At 41.9% G+C, this 18,236-nt stretch carries 16 protein-coding genes; 5 read left to right on the top strand and 11 right to left on the bottom strand.

The window, feature by feature from the left end; translation table 11 throughout:
- Position 1: 1 nt before the first annotated feature.
- The 7 genes from BLU47_RS03770 to BLU47_RS03740 are packed head-to-tail and all read right to left on the bottom strand — an operon-like array spanning position 2 to position 9,821.
- Positions 2-799 carry a DUF4357 domain-containing protein gene (locus BLU47_RS03770; protein ID WP_091958622.1) on the bottom strand — a complete coding sequence of 266 codons (798 nt, stop codon included), beginning with the start codon at positions 797-799 and terminating at the stop codon, positions 2-4.
- Positions 799-1,602, bottom strand: a complete 804-nt coding sequence (locus BLU47_RS03765; RefSeq protein ID WP_091958620.1) for a hypothetical protein — start codon at positions 1,600-1,602, stop codon at positions 799-801. Before BLU47_RS03765 ends, BLU47_RS03770 begins: the two co-directional genes overlap by 1 nt.
- Entirely contained in the window at positions 1,583-3,562 is a 1,980-nt protein-coding gene (locus BLU47_RS03760; RefSeq protein ID WP_091958618.1) for a hypothetical protein, read from the bottom strand. Before BLU47_RS03760 ends, BLU47_RS03765 begins: the two co-directional genes overlap by 20 nt.
- A 3-nt stretch (positions 3,563-3,565) precedes the next feature.
- Positions 3,566-6,715, bottom strand: coding sequence for a hypothetical protein (locus BLU47_RS03755; protein WP_091958615.1), 3,150 nt, complete (start codon positions 6,713-6,715; stop codon positions 3,566-3,568).
- 2 nt (positions 6,716-6,717) lie between these two features.
- A complete protein-coding gene (locus BLU47_RS03750) occupies positions 6,718-8,115 on the bottom strand; it encodes an FtsZ/tubulin family protein (protein ID WP_143025449.1) in 1,398 nt (465 codons plus the stop codon).
- Positions 8,116-8,121: 6 nt separating this feature from the next.
- Entirely contained in the window at positions 8,122-8,565 is a 444-nt protein-coding gene (locus tag BLU47_RS03745) for a hypothetical protein (protein ID WP_143025448.1), read from the bottom strand.
- 2 nt (positions 8,566-8,567) lie between these two features.
- Positions 8,568-9,821 (bottom strand): hypothetical protein, encoded by a 1,254-nt coding sequence (locus BLU47_RS03740; RefSeq protein ID WP_143025447.1) that lies wholly within the window; start codon positions 9,819-9,821, stop codon positions 8,568-8,570.
- 635 nt (positions 9,822-10,456) lie between these two features.
- Between BLU47_RS03740 and BLU47_RS03735 the strand changes: the two genes are divergently transcribed.
- Both BLU47_RS03735 and fldA read left to right on the top strand, forming a co-directional pair.
- Entirely contained in the window at positions 10,457-10,837 is a 381-nt protein-coding gene (locus tag BLU47_RS03735) for a DUF2023 family protein (RefSeq protein ID WP_091958604.1), read from the top strand.
- A gap of 25 nt (positions 10,838-10,862) precedes the next feature.
- Positions 10,863-11,357 (top strand): flavodoxin FldA, encoded by a 495-nt coding sequence (gene fldA, locus BLU47_RS03730; RefSeq protein WP_091958602.1) that lies wholly within the window; start codon positions 10,863-10,865, stop codon positions 11,355-11,357.
- Positions 11,358-11,457: 100 nt separating this feature from the next.
- Here fldA and BLU47_RS14675 read toward each other — a convergent pair whose 3' ends face one another.
- Together BLU47_RS14675 and BLU47_RS03725 are read right to left on the bottom strand one after the other, a co-directional pair.
- A complete protein-coding gene (locus BLU47_RS14675; protein ID WP_176780441.1) occupies positions 11,458-11,574 on the bottom strand; it encodes a smalltalk protein in 117 nt (38 codons plus the stop codon).
- 96 nt (positions 11,575-11,670) lie between these two features.
- Complete coding sequence (locus BLU47_RS03725) at positions 11,671-12,264, bottom strand: HU family DNA-binding protein (RefSeq protein WP_091958599.1); 594 nt, start codon at positions 12,262-12,264, stop codon at positions 11,671-11,673.
- Positions 12,265-13,155: 891 nt separating this feature from the next.
- Between BLU47_RS03725 and BLU47_RS03720 the strand changes: the two genes are divergently transcribed.
- On the top strand, positions 13,156-13,635 hold the full coding sequence (locus tag BLU47_RS03720; RefSeq protein ID WP_091958596.1) for a D-Ala-D-Ala carboxypeptidase family metallohydrolase: 480 nt from the start codon (positions 13,156-13,158) through the stop codon (positions 13,633-13,635).
- Between the two features lie 12 nt (positions 13,636-13,647).
- Here the strand turns inward: BLU47_RS03720 and BLU47_RS03715 are convergent, their stop codons facing one another.
- Both BLU47_RS03715 and mscL read right to left on the bottom strand, forming a co-directional pair.
- The gene (locus BLU47_RS03715; RefSeq protein ID WP_091958594.1) at positions 13,648-15,330 is read right to left on the bottom strand and encodes a SulP family inorganic anion transporter; all 1,683 of its coding nucleotides are present in this window, start codon (positions 15,328-15,330) and stop codon (positions 13,648-13,650) included.
- Positions 15,331-15,432: 102 nt separating this feature from the next.
- Positions 15,433-15,828: a large-conductance mechanosensitive channel protein MscL gene (gene mscL / locus BLU47_RS03710; RefSeq protein WP_176780440.1), complete on the bottom strand. Its 396-nt coding sequence runs from the start codon at positions 15,826-15,828 to the stop codon at positions 15,433-15,435.
- A gap of 262 nt (positions 15,829-16,090) precedes the next feature.
- Here mscL and gap point away from each other — a divergent pair, with 262 nt between their 5' ends.
- Together gap and BLU47_RS03700 are read left to right on the top strand one after the other, a co-directional pair.
- Entirely contained in the window at positions 16,091-17,116 is a 1,026-nt protein-coding gene (gap, locus tag BLU47_RS03705) for a type I glyceraldehyde-3-phosphate dehydrogenase (RefSeq protein ID WP_091958588.1), read from the top strand.
- Between the two features lie 85 nt (positions 17,117-17,201).
- The gene (locus BLU47_RS03700; RefSeq protein ID WP_091958586.1) at positions 17,202-18,236 is read left to right on the top strand and encodes an AAA family ATPase; all 1,035 of its coding nucleotides are present in this window, start codon (positions 17,202-17,204) and stop codon (positions 18,234-18,236) included.

The raw sequence follows: 18,236 nt of genomic DNA, 5'->3' as shown, positions 1-18,236 counted from the left end.
CTTAGACTTTATTTATATAACTTTCAAGAGATTTTCCATCCTTACTTTTCCATTCTACCCAGCCATTAGCTTTTTCTCCTAGAACAAAACAAGCAGCTTCATCGGGAGAAATGCATATCGCATCCCTCTTTAGTTTATTATCATATTTACCTACACAATTTTCTTGAATGAATTTCTTTCTTTTAATGTCTGAGGCTGTATATCTGTACGATGAAGTTACCTCATAAGCCAGCTTACTTCCCTCCTTTATTATAAATTTATCATTATTCTTGTCATACATTCCTTTGGCATTGCACGATCTACTACCCATATCACGTGATATGTAGTAATAACGTGGAGTGCGTTCAACTTTTGGGAACCTTACATTATTCTGTTTTTTTTGTTCTCTTTTAATCGGATCTACCACGTTAGTTGTTACGGTATCTTTCAGAGTTACTACATTATCTTGAGTCTCTGACTTTTCTGGATTAGGTTGGTCGGTTTTTCTGTTCAATAAAGATAAATGTGTTTCAGAAATCTCACGATTTGAGTAGTCTAGCAGAAACCTTATTAGTTGAGACAATTCTTCTTTGGCTGTACTTTTGTTTATTTGTTCTCTTTTTCGCTTTGAATCTTTCCTTAATATTATTTCAATTCCATCAAAAGGGAGAATACTTGAGACAAATATTTCTTGAGACTGATCAACTATAAACTGACGAAGTTCGTTGTATTCTTCTTCAGTATCGAAAAGATTTATTCGTTTAGCAGAGCCAAATAACTTTTCATATTCCTCGTTAATGTTTCGTCCTGGTTTTTGCATTATCTTCCTTTCCTCTTTTTGTATGCGTCTATTTCATTCTTTTTAAGTTCAATATTTCCAATAACAGGGACTATATGAATTAAGAAACGTTGATTCCTTTCTTCTATTTTATTCCATTTCTCTTTATATTCTTTGTCTGATTTAGATGTTCTTTTTAATTCATAGTCATCTGGAACATATCTGGGGACACCACCTTCGCCGCTTCCTGAAATAATCAATTCACATTTAGGTAGTGCTGCTAAGTCGACGTCGTTTGCTTTCCAGAAATCATTCAAGAACTGAGCTCTTAGGTAAGATAATGTAAAGTTGTTTTCCCAATCATTTTTATCAAATTTCACTCTTGATGATTGACCCTCAATAACAACTAGAAATTTAATATTATCCTCAAGATTTCCATTTGAATTGAAAACTTCTGATTTTTCGAGTTGTAGAATTGTATTCTTGATTAATTTTCCTGCCGCTATTATACTATCTCTTTTATTGTCTGCCGCTCTTTTATCAATTGTATCCAATTTCAATTCGTTGACTTTGTAGGCTCTACTTTGGTACTCAACATCAACTGTAAAAAGATGCTTTTTATGTTCTTGAAAATAATTGAAATAGTCAGTAGAATCAATGCTTCCTACTGTAGAGTAAACAGTAATAATGTTTTCATATTGATCTACCAAACTTTCTAATAGTTCCTCCCTATTTTTAAATCGACTATATGATACGACAAAAAGGACTAGCATAATGGCAAATAGGGTTGTCATTATGTCTACATAACTCGGCCAAAATGAGCCGTTATTTGTTTTTTTGTTCATGAGTTCTTTTTAACAGCCTCCACAAATTATACCACTTCCCTGGTTTTACATCTTCCAGTTTCTCTTCTTCCCTTTCGTTTGACTCGCTATCTGATGGTGTTGTTTTCACTTGAAATGTTTCGTGATTTGAGTTATTGGCAGAAGTGGTCATTTCACTTCCAGAAGGCGTTTCTTTTGTTTCTATATGTTCTAAAGATTGACAATCTAAAGGTTGTGTATAAGGCCTGTGGTATCTATCTCTCAGCTCATAACGTAAGTCCTTTTGCTTTTGAACTTCAGTAAGAAGGTTACTGATTTTTTCATTCAAATCTTTTATATCTTTGTTTAGGCCTTCGTTTTTCTGGCGAAGTTGTCTGATTTCTTCTCTGCTTTGCAGATCTCTTTCAATATACTCATTTACTTTTTGCTGATTCCTACTATCTACTTTTTCACTGACATCCTGCTTCCTGTTTATAGAAATCAATATATCATTTGACCTTGATACGTCATCAGAAATGCCCTTAATTTCATCAAAAATTGCACTCAATTTCTTTAAATTTGAGAAATCTTCACGTATTATATTGATATTGAGTTTTTCTTCCATTGCATCAATAAAGATACTATGGCGTCTTTCTAATTCCCTTGTAACTTCATCCATCATCTCTTCAAAGCCATCTATATGATTTTGTATAGCAGCTCTATATCGATGATTCATTTGGTCTATTACTGCTGTTTGTTCCTTGAAAAGATCCTCTAATTGACCATCTGCTAGCTGTAAATATTTATCTGCTATCTTACTCTTCTTTTCTATAGCATTAACTTGGTCACTAATAGCATTGACAACATCATTACCCAAAATTTCTCTTTCTGCCAATTTTTCGCCAATTCGTTCAATATTCTCTTCAAAATTCTTAATTCGATCCAAAATATTGTTTACTCGAACGGCTATTTCACGAGGAATCTGCAACCAATCTGCATATTGGTTCTGATAATTGATTACCTCTTGTGTAGCTGCAAGCATCATGCGACGAGCTTCCTCGAACTTATTGAGTGATTTGGTAATTCCAACAAAGTGGTCTGCTGCCTCAATGTATTTTTCAAGTCCTCTCGCAACTTTATCAGACTTAAAGTTAGATAGGACAGATTTCTGTAATTCAATATTCTCATTAATCTTGTCCATATTTTCACCCATTGTCTTCACTGCATTCGATACCGTCAAAACGTTTCTTTCAAAGCTTTCACCAAATGCCCTTGTACACCTGTCGAATGTCCCTTGGAATCTATTAATCACACCATTAAAAGCGGGTTCAAACTGATTAACGGTATTATGGAGTTTCGAAATAGCAGCGACCAAACTAACGTCCAATGAAGGCATCAGTTCTGTCTGAACGAAGTCATAAAATTCATTTTTATCTTCTTCAACACCTTTTTTGGCTTCACTTATGAAAGCATTATTAATCGTAGTCAATAAAAGCCCGATGAAGCTAGTAGACATTGATACTAAAACTCCTATCAATAAGTTTTTTATAGCATCGTCTCTGACATCTCCTTGTCCGTCAAATCCCCAAATAAACATAAAAATACCCATCAACACTCCTAAAAAGGTACCCATCAAACCTAAATAGGTGGGAAATGCCAGTTTTGCCTCTGACTGCTCATAGCGCATAGATAACATGCGCTCAACCTTATTTTGAATAACCGCAAAATCCGTTGTGCCTTTTGTTTTTGCAACGTAGTGGTTTACCTCAGATAATAATTTGTTTAAATCTGAGCCCTCCTCTCCTACGAGTTTTAATTGTTGTACTTTATTCCCATCTAGTTCTTCTTTAATAACCTCATATTCATTCTCCTTATAAAAGAAATTATAAAAGAGGTTACAATATTTGCGCGTCTCTACAAAATACCTATACTGTAAAGTAAAAAATATCAATGAGACCGCAATAGAAAATACTACGGTAATATAAAAGGAATTTTCAATCATGACTTAAATCTTTGTCAATTCAAATATGCGATTAATTACAGGAAGGAAGAATACAGAGTCATTATAGAACACTTCTTCGCCATACTTTTCCTTGACCTGAGACTTGTAATATGTAGTAAGCGGTGTACCCATATCCTTTTGGGCCTCTCTGGTATACTTCGTTGTATCAGCAGTACCATCAATGATGCGCTCTTGCTTTAACAGGTCAAGGACAGACTTATAAAGCATATTGAGTTCCTCATATTTTTTTAACAGAATAGATTTTAGTGAGTCAAAATTATCATTTATGTCACTAACCTTCTGATATTTTCTAGAAGAATCTCCTTGATATACAATGTCTCTTACATTTTCTTCATTAGGATTACGATACAAGCCTCCATAACAAGTTGATTCTTTACGCTCTTCTGGAAGTTTCAAATTAACATCTGACTTTTCTCCAAATACACGTTCGAATATCAAGTCTATGATATTCTTGAGCACTTTGGAATCTGACGAGATAAAATTATCGATATACTTACTTCCATTTCCGCTAAATACTACCGTGCGTGGGGTTTTTAGATGATTATCTTTATACATACTAGCCATGTAATATAGTATGGAGGTGAGATGATAAATAAAGACAGGCTTAAAATCATCCCTTAAGAATTTTGTGATATTGCAATATTCATGGTTACTTAACCAAAAGTTAATGATGTCTTTTGTTTTCAAACTATCCACTCTTTTAAAGCAATCATTTAGTTCTTCAAGATCTTTTCTTTCAAAACGAAGATTTTCAGCATATTTCTTATATATGCCATTCTCACGCTCATTTTGGAATTCAATAAATCCATTTTCCCAAAGTACATCACAACCAAAGTGAACAGAATTAGCCACGACAGGTTGGTTGTCTCTGAAATAGACAAAATCAGTGGATCCACCACCAATATCAATTACCGTTACAGCTTCAGAATCCTTAATGTAATCCTTCTTCTTATAATAATAATAAGGAGCCTCAGATTCTGAATACTGTCTGATTTGATTAGGCTCAATAAATAGGATATTCTTTGGCTCTGATGTCCATATATCATTATATATAGCCTTTTCATTGCCAGAGAAACTTAATGGACTGAACCAAATTAACTTTGTACGGTCCAAGTCACCATTACGTTGCAATATATCACATTTGATAATCAACAATAATTCTCGAACAAAAATGCGCAACAGATCTTCGTTCTTGTCCCATTTAATGTCAGTATGGACATCTTGATCATCATTTGCCATTATGCGCTCATAAAAGAAAGCGATATTGTGGTTATCAAACAATCTAGGCTTTTGAGACTTATTATGAATTCCGCAAAGAGCTGTACGAATTGGGAACTTATAATAATCACCATCAATAATAGCTGGCAAGAACTCTGTCTTAATCTTTTTCTTTGCCTTTGCGAAAACTGAATCTTCTATTCTACTTGCTAATGAGAACTGATCATTATTAGGAACCTCATGCATGAAGGAGACCATTGGTCGCTCCATCTTAAAGAGTTCTGGCTTTCTACCAAGGTCTGGCTGTCCGTTAGCATCGTTCTTACATCTTGACATAAATGTATTGGATGTACCTAAGTCTACAGCATATGTGAATGTAACATCTGTTGCCTGACTGGTTTGCCATACAGGACGTAGAAGTCCTGTATCACCTAAGACAGTAACCTCTATCAAATCGAAAGAAGTATTGAATAGTTCATAAAACTTTGTTCCACTTTCTTCCAAGTCAGTCTTCTGCCTAGAACGTACCACTGCAGGCAAGGTGCCATAACTAGCACCCAATTCTGGCTCAACCTCTCCTATATAAGTTCCATTCTTGAAGAATGAAAGAGATATCTGGTCAATATTGAAATGTGGAGCTTCTGGATCTTCATCTGCAGCAACTACAAGAACTTTGAAGTAATTATTCTCTTGTTCTTTATAAGATAGTATGTTGGGGAATAGCCCAAGGTCAAAACTTATCTTCGCTTTCTTCAAATCAACAATCTGACCTTGTCCTTCACGGAATGGATTAAAAGCATACTCCTTTTCGTATTCTTTGCCATTGTAACGTAAGAAAGCAGTGACTGAGTTTCGATTTATATGAATATCAGCATCAATTGCCCCATTTGGGAACAGGTTAACAACGTCGCTCTTAAAGGGCATCAGATAGTCATAATCACGATCAGCTGAATCATTTTGATATGTTACTCCCAAGAAAGTATCTTTCGAGATGCGATATGGAATACGTATCAGATTGTCAGTAAAGTAAGAATTTACGTCTATCTCGTCTAATTGTCTGATATTCAGTCCATTGATTATTAAATCATCATTCTGGTCGGTCTTTACCGATGTTGTTCTTGGGTTTTTGTCGTTGCGAATCGTATTGTCCTTATCCTTGAAACTTCTAATAAAGTCTTTGATTGTTTTAAAGCGTGAATCTATGTTACCCGTTCCAAAAAGAATGTTGTGCATATAGTTTTTGAAATCAACATCACGCTCCATAAAAGACTTGGTGTCAGAGAAGTATTGCCCACCCGATTTTCTCCGAATACAAAGATTCTTATATTGTTCACCCACAAAAGCCTGCGACTTGACTCCATCTTTTTCGATTGTCATCTTGTCAAGATCAGGTGGAGTAACAAAACCTGTCATGGGCGAACTACATGCCAACAACATTTCTCTGCCATTTTCGGTATAAACTAGAAAATACAGCTTTTCATCAACGATATCTGTTGGGTAGTATGCTACAACAGAGTTATAAAGGATAGGCATTTTCTCCTTAATAATCTCCAGATTCTCTTTGAAGTCCCATTCTCTTATTTCTATTTTTTCACCATTTTTCCAAGTGTTATTTTTATGATACTTCAAATTGAATAGTAATTCATACACATCAAGGATGTCTGAAACCATTTGCGTATAAGCTAAACCCGCCTCTTTGTCCTTATCCATATTTTCTTCCATGACACGTCTAAATGCTTCACGTGCCACAAAAAAACGAGCAAATGGGGTGGGTAGGGAATTCAGAGCTGCACAGTTATCCGTCTTTTGCTCAACGACTTTGTCTAGACTGTCTGCTGTTAATGCTATATCTTCTGCAGTCCAAATGGTACCTTCTGCACCACGATCAACGATATTTAGATCTATTCTTGACATAATCACTTCTCCAATTTTTTAGTGTAATAGTTAATGGCATCATAAGCAAACTGCAAGAAGAACCTGAACTTATTACTATGGTCTTTCTCGTTATATGCATTACTTGCTTTAATCATCTCAAGCAGATAATAAGAATCGTCTTTTGCATCAATTTCCAAGTTTTTAATCCAACCTGACATTTGTTTGGGATTGTCATAATGCAATGGTGCAAAAGCTCTCTTATTATTAGAAAGTTCGTGATACCATTTAAAATAGGTATCAGTAAAACTTTTCAGATTTTGGAAAGACTGGTCCTTATAGAAACTTGCGTCGAAACCTCTATTCTTTTTCAAAGGGAAGAATGGCTCATTAGGAATGTCGTTTATCAAATGACGCAGAAGCATATAGTCTGCAACACATTTCACAATGTCATTATAACCATTTCCTAATGATTTTAATGACATGGATTCCTTATCATCTTCAATGGCTCTTGACAAGAATTGTTGCCTATTTGGACGTTCTCTCTTTAAAAAGTCAAATAAAGCAGATGCTGCGATAAGTTCTATAAAGTTTGCCGTATCCTCTTGTTTTGCCTCGTCGTTTTCATATACCTGACGCAGAGACTTCTCTCCTATATAATAGAGGTAGTTCGATTCTATATTCTTGTCGTAATATGCCAACGCGGCTTTTGTCTTGGTATAAAAATTTGAACTATCAATATCACTTCCTGTAGTAGTGGGATCTTTCAATCCATAATATGGTAACACCGTAACTGCCCCCATTAATACATTCTTAACTGCAGGTTGCTGAGAAGCATTTCGAATTTTCTTTTCTAATAGTGGGAAACCTGAAGCACCTGTTCCACCAAAAATAGAACTAATGATAAACACCCTGTCGTCTTTCTCGCAATGTATTTTAAAGGCTTTGAACCAATCCGCTTTTTCTATCATTTCACCAAGAACGACAGTTCCAACGTTTGGATTCCCTTTAAAACCGACAGACAGAGGGTTATTCAGGCTTTTTGTTGAGAAAAGTGTTTCTACTAAGAAATTGTTGATATCGCCAGTTCCTAAACTTGAAAGGTTAATATATGACCGAAACTTTTCATTGGTACCGACGGACTGATAAGTGTCATTGAGCTGATTATTGATCTCTCCTATAGTCTGAATTTCAGAATTAAAGAATCCATCTAAAGGATTTAATGTCGAAGTTCCATTGTTAATGGATTCTTTGTATATCTTTTCGTAATGTTCAATCAATGAATGGAGGTTTTTCTTTTCTTCCAAATCTAAATGAGGATCTATGATAATGGGGACAACAGTAAAGCCATTCGTACTCATACCACTGGCCATCAGCATCGTTACGCTTTTCATAACTCGAATGCCAGTTCCTCCTATGCAAAAAACAAATACTTTCTTCATGTCTGACTAAAATTTAAAAATCCTACATGCATTGGTTGAGCCGATATTACACCATGCAACCGATGTCACAAAAAAGACAATTGCCGCATATATGGCATTGCCAAGAGCTATCTTTGCTTCTAATCCAAACGAATCTGTTATTTTGGGTGGTACTGCAAAGTATTCAAAACCTAATGTGACTAAGAAAGTCAAGACAACGGTTATAAGCAAAAAGACAAGCCAATGATTTAGCTTATAATGCCTACCAGGGCTATTATTGTAAGGCTTATAATAGTAACATGCTAGAGCAATACCTAAAAAGAGACAAATCAAGAAAATAATCATAGAATAATTCTCCAACTTACCCCAAAAAGCTCTAGCCTGCTTATACATAGCCTCGTTATCTCTAAACGGTCTTGTAAAGTCTGCTAATGAGCCAGCAATCCAACTGTACAATTTCATTAATTTCATATTTATGAGTTTTTAGATATCAATATATAATTAGGTTTCAATGTTTTATTTATTACACCTCCGTAGAATATACCTTGAATAAAGTTCTCTATTGAATATGATTTGGTATAATCATTTTCACCTAACGCACCGAAAAATCGTGTAAACTTCTCAACGTTCAAATCTGGCAGCTCAAGGCTCCACTCAATCACCTCAGAATCCATTGTCAAATTAAATAATTTCAGCTGTACAATTGCTGTAGCTGTACGATTAAGTTTCTTTCCTGTAATATTTTGGACTTCAATCTTAACATTTCCAACACTTACGTTGGATCCGTAAAGAGCCTTGCATTTGAATGCGTTCTTAAAACATGCAGAATCTGAAATCAACCAACGATATCTTGCCAAATCAACTTTTAGATTAATAATACAAGTATCACTTGCTGATTCATCAAAATCAACAAATGCTGGTTCTTCATCTAATTGATAGCAATATTCGGGTATACCAAACGAATATGTTGGGGCTCCATAGTCAAAACCACTCTCAATATTGTCAATAAAACGATGATTATTATCTAATAACGTTGAAATGGCATTACGAAGGTACGCAACCTCCCCCTCATTGCCTATTAGGAAAAAATAATAGGGAGATTCGTTAACTACAGTCTTTTTATCCAAGTAGTTCGAAACAGCGCTTATCAGGCAAACTGGCTTATGGAATGTTCCTAAGATTCTGCTCACGTCAGGGCTATACTGCTCCATGAGGACTTTAGGAGCATTAGCCCCAACAGGGCTATATTTCATATCAGATATAAGAACTGCCACTTCGCCTTGTCTTGGCTTAATATCATTGATAATTGAAGCAAGCATTATGGGAACCTGAGTTGATGCAGAAGAAATGAACGAGCCCGTATTCATCTGTTGTCTAAAATTATCTATGGACATTCTGACACCTGTACTACCATTGTTGGTAAGGATTATAACCTCTGAAGGAAGCGCAGAGAAATAACTCATAATTTCCCATACATCCGTCTTAAATTGGGTTGGTTGATTAGCCCTAAAGAACCCATTCATACTACCAGACACCTCAACATAATACTTAATCTTGTTTGGATGTACAAGTTCAAAAGCATGTTTGGAATCAGAGTCTGGAAGATAAAAACCATCCTCTGTGAAGTGAGGGTCTTCTACGGAATTAACTTTGCTGCAAGAAGAAAACATGATAGACAAAAGTCCTATTACAGATAGGAAAGCAAGTGTCAAGCTATTCTTTTTCATCAGCCATCAGCCAACCTATCGACCTCCCAAGTTTCGGCTTTTTTGTTTTAGGTTATAAATGAAAGACGTGGGAGTCACTACTTACCGCTTATCCCAAGTCTCAGGCTCTCGCATTGCCCCTTCATCAAGATAAGCAACTCGAGTTAGCCCACGCCGTGATATATATACGTTCGTCCACCCTAGTATGAGAATAATAAGGTGGACTGGGTATAATACACCCAACGCAGACGTTTCAGTTGCGTTCCCTCAGATGAAGATTCAAATTTGCGAGATTTGAGACTCTAAGGATAACGTTCGTAAACGTCCTTTTTTCCAATATGTCTTGACCCTCTTGCCCTTGCGGACTAACTGAGTCACTTGCAAAAGTAGTGATTTATTTTATAAATTCCAAATATTTGACGAAGAAATTTCGAAAATATGGTTTCGCAAGCCTTGTGAAAATAGGAAATCGCAAAAAACAATTCGGATACCTGGGAAAGGTCACACGATGCCAGGCACGATGTGGTAATACCTACTTTTGATTAATCTGCTTTTGCAGGACTTGGCAGGTGTGCTGTACTTAAAACACTGCATTTTAGGTATTGCACACTTCGTTATTTCTCTCTAATTTTGCACACGAAATCAAAACCATAAAAATGAGAACAGCAAATCCCACAGCGCTTCAAGTGCTGATGAACCACATCTACGAACTGCATAAGGGCGTTCGCCACATGGTATTATTCACCTGTAACAAGAAATACAGTGAGCAGACTATCCGGCGACTGGAGAGCCAGGATATTCCATATCTGTTGCAACCTGCCGGACAGCAGAACCTTAACGTGTATTTCGGTCGGCGCGAATGTCTGGAGGCTATCCGGCTCATCGTCACCCGTCCACTGAACGAACTTACGCCAGAGGAAGATTTCATACTCGGAGCGATGCTCGGCTACAACATCTGCGCACAATGTGAACGTTTTTGTAAACGTAAGAGCAGAAGTCAGGGCCAGTGCGACGGCCAGTGCATCAGTCGTAATTAATTAACCACATAAATATAGATAAGTAATGAACGCAACAATTGTAATCTATGGTTCCTCGACGGGAACCTGCGAGGCCATCGCGGAGAAGATCGCCTCGAAACTGGGCTGTGATGCCCTGAACGTACAGGACCTGACAGCCGATATGGTAGCTGCCAACCAAAACCTGATTCTCGGCACTTCAACGTGGGGCGCCGGTGAATTGCAAGATGACTGGTACGACGGTCTGAAGACCTTGCAAGGTGCAGACCTCAATGGCAAGACCATCGCCCTGTTCGGCTGTGGCGACTGCTCAACCTACAGCGACACCTTCGTGGGCGGCATGGGCGAGCTCTACAATGGCATCAAGAACAGCGGTGCCAAGTTCATCGGTGCTGTCGAGACCGACGGCTACACCTTCGACGATTCCGAGGCTGTGATAGACGGAAAGTTTATCGGTCTGCCCCTTGACGACATCAACGAGGATGACAAGACCGATGCCCGCATTGAGGCATGGATAGCCTCAATCAATTCCGAACTTTAACCCATTAAAGCTTAAGATTATACGGCACGGTGTGATATGTAACATAAAGCGGAGCAGCCTCGTAGGTTGCCCCGCTTTCTCTTGTGTCACCACCGTGCGCCTAAAGCAGCGCCAGTGGACCGTGTCCCATGCAACTCGCCGTCCCAAATGCCGTCAGCGCAGCCGTCAGAATACTGACAATGAACTGCAGAATCGTCTTCCAAGTCTCTTTTTTCATAGATTAAAAATTTTTAGAGGTGAGTGGTGAGAGGTGAGAGAAATCTGTATAATCTGCGTAATCTGCGGTTTATTTCTTACCTCTTACCTCTTAACGTTACCCTTCGTCCACGCCGTCTACGATGCTACCGCTGTCGCCACCGTCGTCGTTCCCGTTCCCGTTATCACCAGTGTTGTCCCCACCAGTGTTATCGTTAGGGTTAGGGTTAACGTTAGGGTTAACGTTAGAAGTATCCTCCGGATCCTCTACGTTGCCTTCGTCGTCGCTGGTCACGCGCTTCACCTCCTTGCCGTCGCGGTCGTAGCAGGTGATGACGATAGCGGTATTCTTCAGCTCGTCCTTCAGGTCCACGTCGGGAGTGAAGATGATGCGTCGGCTGGTAATCAGACCGGTCTTCACCTTGTTCACGTCCTCTACCGACTTCGAGCGCAGTCCGAAGCGCATGGTACCCAGTCCGGGCAGTGCCACGCTGTGACCCTCGGTAGCCCACGCCTTGATCACCTCGCCAGCTGCGTCCCAGCAGGCCTGCATCACACCCTGACTTACGCCACTGCGGAGAGCAGCCTCCTTGATCACCTTCTTCTGGTTCAGGCTCGAGTACATCTCGGGCGACATCACATAGCGGTAAACACCCGCAGAATTCTTGTCAAACTTCAGTAGCTTCTCTACTGCCTTTACTTTCATTGCCATAATTTTAATCTCCTCTTAGTTTTTAAATAGTTGATAATAATGAGCCCTTTTGGCTTACGCCGCTTTCCCGTTTAACGGGAATTGCTCAAATGTTAATTTTTTTAGTTATTGGTTATTCTTTCAGTCGCTACGCTTTGTGAAAGCGAGCAAAGCTCGAGCGGTTTATTGTTTTTTTTTGTCTCCTCTCCAGTGCTGCGCGCTTGCTCCTTCAATTCAACACTGCAAATGCGGTGCAAGGCGAAAGCAGAACCGAGCTCGCTCGAGCTATGCTGAGCCGCAGCCCACAGTCGCCGTTGTCATCTCAATTACAACTGCAAAGTTAGTAAAAATTTTTCATTCCACCAAATATTTTGACAAAAAATTTCAAAATTTTTTCAATTATTTTTTCTCGCTGCCCAGGAAAAAAGTTTTTCCTGCCCAGAGAGCCATATTTTCCCTATTTGATAGGTAAATCATCCCGGGTGGATTGTGTACCAGTGCACCAGTGTACCATTAGCATTTTCAAGTTTTAGGTAGGCGTAGAAAAGGAGGTATTCTATTTTATTATATTATATATATTAAAATATATATAATATAATAAGTATATATATAAATAAAAAAAATAGTGAGTCTTGAGCGTGAAAAACGAAAATCGAAACGGTGCACTGGTGCACTGGTGCACTGTTCGATATACTGAAAGCAGGATGCACCGACTCTTGAGTGACCATCTCATAGAGAAAGTGAGTGACGGGCGAGGCAATATAAAGGCACAGTCAATATTCCGAAAAACGGGGAATATCATGTTATAGGAAGACGTTGTGCACCGGTGCACCAGTGCACCAGTGTACCGTTTGGAAAATTAGTAATTAGGACTCGAGCTTTGCTCGCTTGCCTAAGCAAGAATGAGTAATTATGATTACAGAGATAAACACAAACATGAAACTCTCGGAGCACTTTACGCTCCGGGAGTTAACCAAGACAAATACGGGAATAGCAAACGTGCCGAATGAGGCACAAGTAGAGAACCTTCGTAGAGTGTGCCGATGGCTGGAACGTCTGCGGAAGCGATGGAACGACAAGTACGGCGATGGTGATGACCCGATTATCATCAACTCGGGGTTCCGAAGTCCAGAGGTGAACAAAGCGGTGGGTGGTGTGCCCACGTCGAACCACCTGACGGGGTGCGCCGTGGACATCCGTTGCATCGGGATGGAACAGGCGTTGCGCTATGCAGCAATCTTGCTCGACATCAGCGATATGAGCCGCGAGGACTTCGACGAGCTGCTGATAGAACAGAAGCGCAGCGTCATCTGGATTCATTTTGCGGTGCGCCCATCGGGGAACCGGAGGCGCACCTCGCTTAGGCTCCGCTCGCTTTTACAAAGGTCTTAGGCCGATAGCCTGTCACGCTCCGACGAGCTCGTTGGCGCGTGACAGGGCGAGGTCGATGTGGTTGCAGATGTTCTGCTCACCCACAATACGCTCGAAGTGGTTGCGCTTCAGCACGCCCTCGACCTTGGGATTGACACCAGAGAGGACGACGGTGATGCCTTCCTTCTGACTCATCAGACACATGTTCTCGAGGTTGTGCAGTCCGGTGGAGTCGATGAAGGGTACTTTACGCATGCGGATGATGCGCACCTTGGGACGACGTCCGTAGCGCGCCATGATGTCCTCGAAACGGTTGCCGGCTCCGAAGAAGTATGGACCGTTGATCTCGTAGACCTCTACGCCCTCGGGAATGGTGAGGTGCTCGAGGTTGCCACGCTCCATGTCGGCATCCTCGTTGAGGTCTATCTCGTCGAGTACGGCATGGACATCGGTGGTCTCAGCCATACGACGCATGAAGAGCAGACAGGCGCAGATGAGGCCGAACTCGATGGCGACGGTGAGGTCGAAGATGATGGTGAGGAAGAAGGTCAGGAGGAGTACGGTGATGTCGCTCTTGGGGTTGCGCAGCATTGCCATGAACGAACGCCATCCACTCATGCCGTAGCTGACGACGACGAGGACACCAGCCAGACACGCCATGGGGATGTACTGTGCCAGTGGCATGAGGAACAGGAAGATGAGCAGGAGGACGACGGCATGCACGATACCGGCAATGGGAGTGCGTCCGCCGTTGTTGATGTTCGTCATCGTGCGGGCAATGGCTCCTGTGGCTGGGATACCTCCGAAGAGGGGTGACGCGATGTTGGCAATGCCCTGACCGATCAGCTCGGTGTTGGAGTTGTGGTGGTCGCCGATGACACCGTCGGCAACGGTAGCCGAGAGCAGCGACTCGATGGCACCGAGGACGGCGATGGTGACGGCGGGACCTACGAGGCCCTTGACGGTCTCCCACGTCAGTTCAGGAACCACGGCACCGGGCAGGGTAGAGTTGATGCTGAAGCGGTCGCCGATGGTCTCGATGGAGGTGATGCCGGCATACTGCTTGAGCAACAGGGCGGCTACCGTCATGACGATGATGGCTACCAGTGAGCCCGGCACCTTCTTGGAGAAGCGTGGTGTGACGGCGATGATGACGACGGAGACGATGCCCACGAGGGTGCTCCACAGGTCGATGTTGCCTATATTATATAAATAGGTGCCCCACTTCTCGATAAAGTCACTTGGCACGCCTCCCTCGATGGTCATTCCCAGCAGGTCCTTGATCTGCGTGGTGAAGATGGTGACGGCGATACCGGAGGTGAAACCCACCACGATGGGGTAGGGGATGTACTTGATGATGGTGCCCAGACGGAGCACACCCAACAGGATGAGGAACACGCCAGCCATGAGGGTGGCGATGGTGAGGCCCTGGATGCCGTACTGCTGGATGATGCCATAGACGATGACGATAAAGGCTCCGGTAGGTCCGCCAATCTGTACTTTCGAACCGCCAAAGACGGAAATCATCAGTCCGGCGACGATGGCGGTGATGATGCCCTTCTCGGGTGACACGCCACTGGCGATACCGAAAGCGATGGCCAACGGCAGGGCTACGATGCCCACGATGATGCCGGCCATGAAGTCGGCCATGAATGTCTGTTTGTTGTAATTACGAATAGCCGAAAACATTTTCGGCTTAAAGTCTAAAGTCTTCATTATCCTAAAAATTTCGATTTTCGGGGTGCAAAGGTATGCAAAAAATATAAGGTGGCAAAATGTTTACCACCTTATATTATAAAAAGCACTCGTTTTCTTGATTTATTTCTGCTTCAGCAGGTCGCGAATCTCAGCGAGCAGCTCTTCCTGGGTAGGTCCGGCAGGAGCAGCGGGAGCCTCAGGCTCAGCCTTCTTACGGTTCATCTTGTTGATGCCCTTCAGCATCAGGAAGATACAGAATGCCACGATGACGAAATCGACGGTGTTCTGGATGAAGTTACCATACTTCAGCACGGCAGCTCCCTCGCCCTCGCCAATCTGGAAAGCAAGGCTGGTGAAGTCGATGTTGCCCGTAATCATACCAACCAGCGGCATGAGGACGTCGTCAACCAGGCTAGACACAATTTTACCGAAGGCACCGCCGATGATAACACCGACTGCCATGTCTAATACGTTGCCCTTCATGGCAAACTCTTTGAACTCACTAATAAATCCCATAATGTTTGTTGTTTTAAAAAGTTAATATAGAATGTTTTTTGCTATCTGCGTATGACAATATTAGGCTATAAACCTTGACTTATGTCACTTTTCTCTTCTCTCTTTTCACTTTTCACTTAATTTAATACTGATTTCAGATGCAAATTTAGATATTTTTTTGTAACTTTGCGCACGAAATCAAGAAAAAGTGTTCAAAAAACATGATTTTTGAGTAAAGAAAGTATATTTATAACCCAATTAATAAAAAAGTTTATTAGTAATTATGACAAAAGTAGCAATTAACGGTTTCGGCCGTATCGGTCGCCTCGCATTCCGTCAGATGTTCGAGGCTGAAGGTTATGAAGTAGTAGCTATCAACGACCTGACAAGTCCTAAGATGCTCGCTCACCTGCTGAAGTATGACACCGCTCAGGGTGGCTTCTGCGGCAAGTTCGGTGAGAACAAGCACACTGTAGAGGCTGGTGAGGACTACATCGTAGTTGATGGCAAGAAGATCACCATCTATGCTATTCCTAACGCTGCTGAGCTGCCCTGGGGCAAGCTGGACGTAGACGTTGTTCTGGAGTGCACTGGTTTCTATACTTCTAAGGAGAAGGCTTCTGCACACCTGACCGCTGGTGCTAAGAAGGTTGTTATCTCAGCTCCTGCTGGCAACGACCTGCCCACCATCGTTTACAACGTTAACCACAAGACTCTGACTCCTGCTGACACCGTTATCTCAGCTGCTTCTTGCACCACTAACTGTCTGGCTCCTATGACCAAGGCTCTGAACGATTTCGCTCCCATCCAGAGCGGTATCATGACCACCGTACACGCTTACACTGGCGACCAGATGATTCTGGACGGTCCTCAGCGCAAGGGTGATGTACAGCGTGCCCGTGCCGGTGCTCAGAACATCGTTCCTAACTCAACTGGTGCTGCTAAGGCTATCGGTCTGGTTATCCCCGAGCTGAACGGTAAGCTGATCGGTGCTGCTCAGCGCGTTCCGACTCCTACAGGTTCTACCACTATCCTGCACGCTGTTGTTAAGGGTGAGGTAACTGTTGAGGGTATCAACGCTGCCATGAAGGCTGCTACCAACGAGAGCTTCGGCTACACCGAGGAGAAGCTGGTTTCTTCAGACATCATCGGTATGAAGTTCGGTTCACTGTTCGACGCTAACCAGACCATGGTTTCTAAGATCGGTGACGGCAACTCTCTCGTACAGGTTGTTGCTTGGTACGACAATGAGAACTCTTACACTTCTCAGATGGTTCGCACCATTAAGTACCTCGCTGAGTTGAAATAATACCAGACGGAGATAAAAATAAAAGGCCACTTAGCATTGCTGAGTGGCTTTTTTTGTGTATATTTGCAACCAAATTACTGCCATCATGGACTTTCAAGACATAAAAAACAAGACTCTGCAAGGCTGCGGATGCGTGTCAATAGGCATCGTCATCCTGATGATTATCGTGATTCTCATTGGTATTTACGCTGATGAGGAGGGTACGGATGATGATAAGGCGACGCCTACAGAGCAGGTGGACAGTGCAAAGGTGAAGAAAGACAGCGTGGTGGTGACGGAACCCCTGCAGGGCGACCCCTACCAGGAGTTGGACGAACTGATAGGTCTGACACAGGTGAAAGAAGAGGTGCACTCGCTGGCCAACTTTGTGAAGTTGCAGAAACAGCGTGAGAAGCAGGGGCTGAAGACGCCTAAGATGTCGTACCACTTAGTGTTTACGGGTAGTCCTGGTACGGGTAAGACTACTGTTGCGCGTATTGTGGCACGAATCTATAAAGACCTGGGCGTGCTGAAGAAAGGACATACGGTAGAGACTGACCGCTCTGGACTGGTGGCCAACTATGTAGGTCAGACAGCCACCAAGACCAATGCGATAGTGGATTCAGCGCTGAATGGTGTACTGTTTATCGACGAGGCCTACGCGCTGGTGCCTCAGAATCCTTCGCAAGACTACGGACAGGAGGCCATCTCGACGCTGCTGAAGCGTATGGAGGACGATCGTGACAAACTGGTGGTTATCATCGCAGGCTATACCAATGAGATGAAACGGTTTATCGACTCGAACCCTGGTCTTCAGTCGCGCTTCAGTCGTTATATCAACTTTCCTGACTATACCAGTGCAGAGTTGACAGACATCTTCAAGATGTATATGAGGAAAAACCAGTACACGATGTCGAGCGAGGCAGAAGAGTACCTGAAGAAGCGTTTCGATGATGTTGTAGCACATAAGACTCGTAACTTCGGTAATGCCCGCTATGCGCGTAACGTTTTCGAGAAAAGCATCCAGCAGCAGGCCAACCGTCTGGCTGGGGAGAAGAACCTAAGTAAGGAACAATTAACAGAACTCTTGATAGAAGACTTGCAGGGGGGCTTCGCTTCGAAAGTAAATATCGGTAAGTAG

This window comes from Prevotella sp. tc2-28 (assembly GCF_900107705.1).
GTDB lineage: Bacteria > Bacteroidota > Bacteroidia > Bacteroidales > Bacteroidaceae > Prevotella.
The sequence above is the reverse complement of the archived record's forward strand: the minus strand, read 5'-3'. Positions and strand labels throughout refer to the sequence as shown.

What these genes read in the sequence shown, in the direction of transcription:
- BLU47_RS03755 (WP_091958615.1), bottom strand. Translation starts at nt 6,715, where the DNA reads ATGTCAAGAATAGATCTAAATATCGTTGATCGTGGTGCAGAAGGTACC.
- BLU47_RS14675 (WP_176780441.1), bottom strand. Translation starts at nt 11,574, where the DNA reads ATGAAAAAAGAGACTTGGAAGACGATTCTGCAGTTCATTGTCAGTATT.
- BLU47_RS03760 (WP_091958618.1), bottom strand. Translation starts at nt 3,562, where the DNA reads ATGATTGAAAATTCCTTTTATATTACCGTAGTATTTTCTATTGCGGTC.
- BLU47_RS03700 (WP_091958586.1), top strand. Translation starts at nt 17,202, where the DNA reads ATGGACTTTCAAGACATAAAAAACAAGACTCTGCAAGGCTGCGGATGC.
- BLU47_RS03735 (WP_091958604.1), top strand. Translation starts at nt 10,457, where the DNA reads ATGAGAACAGCAAATCCCACAGCGCTTCAAGTGCTGATGAACCACATC.
- BLU47_RS03765 (WP_091958620.1), bottom strand. Translation starts at nt 1,602, where the DNA reads ATGAACAAAAAAACAAATAACGGCTCATTTTGGCCGAGTTATGTAGAC.
- BLU47_RS03745 (WP_143025448.1), bottom strand. Translation starts at nt 8,565, where the DNA reads ATGAAATTAATGAAATTGTACAGTTGGATTGCTGGCTCATTAGCAGAC.
- gap (WP_091958588.1), top strand. Translation starts at nt 16,091, where the DNA reads ATGACAAAAGTAGCAATTAACGGTTTCGGCCGTATCGGTCGCCTCGCA.
- BLU47_RS03720 (WP_091958596.1), top strand. Translation starts at nt 13,156, where the DNA reads ATGATTACAGAGATAAACACAAACATGAAACTCTCGGAGCACTTTACG.
- BLU47_RS03750 (WP_143025449.1), bottom strand. Translation starts at nt 8,115, where the DNA reads ATGAAGAAAGTATTTGTTTTTTGCATAGGAGGAACTGGCATTCGAGTT.
- BLU47_RS03715 (WP_091958594.1), bottom strand. Translation starts at nt 15,330, where the DNA reads ATGAAGACTTTAGACTTTAAGCCGAAAATGTTTTCGGCTATTCGTAAT.
- BLU47_RS03770 (WP_091958622.1), bottom strand. Translation starts at nt 799, where the DNA reads ATGCAAAAACCAGGACGAAACATTAACGAGGAATATGAAAAGTTATTT.
- BLU47_RS03740 (WP_143025447.1), bottom strand. Translation starts at nt 9,821, where the DNA reads ATGAAAAAGAATAGCTTGACACTTGCTTTCCTATCTGTAATAGGACTT.
- mscL (WP_176780440.1), bottom strand. Translation starts at nt 15,828, where the DNA reads ATGGGATTTATTAGTGAGTTCAAAGAGTTTGCCATGAAGGGCAACGTA.
- fldA (WP_091958602.1), top strand. Translation starts at nt 10,863, where the DNA reads ATGAACGCAACAATTGTAATCTATGGTTCCTCGACGGGAACCTGCGAG.
- BLU47_RS03725 (WP_091958599.1), bottom strand. Translation starts at nt 12,264, where the DNA reads ATGGCAATGAAAGTAAAGGCAGTAGAGAAGCTACTGAAGTTTGACAAG.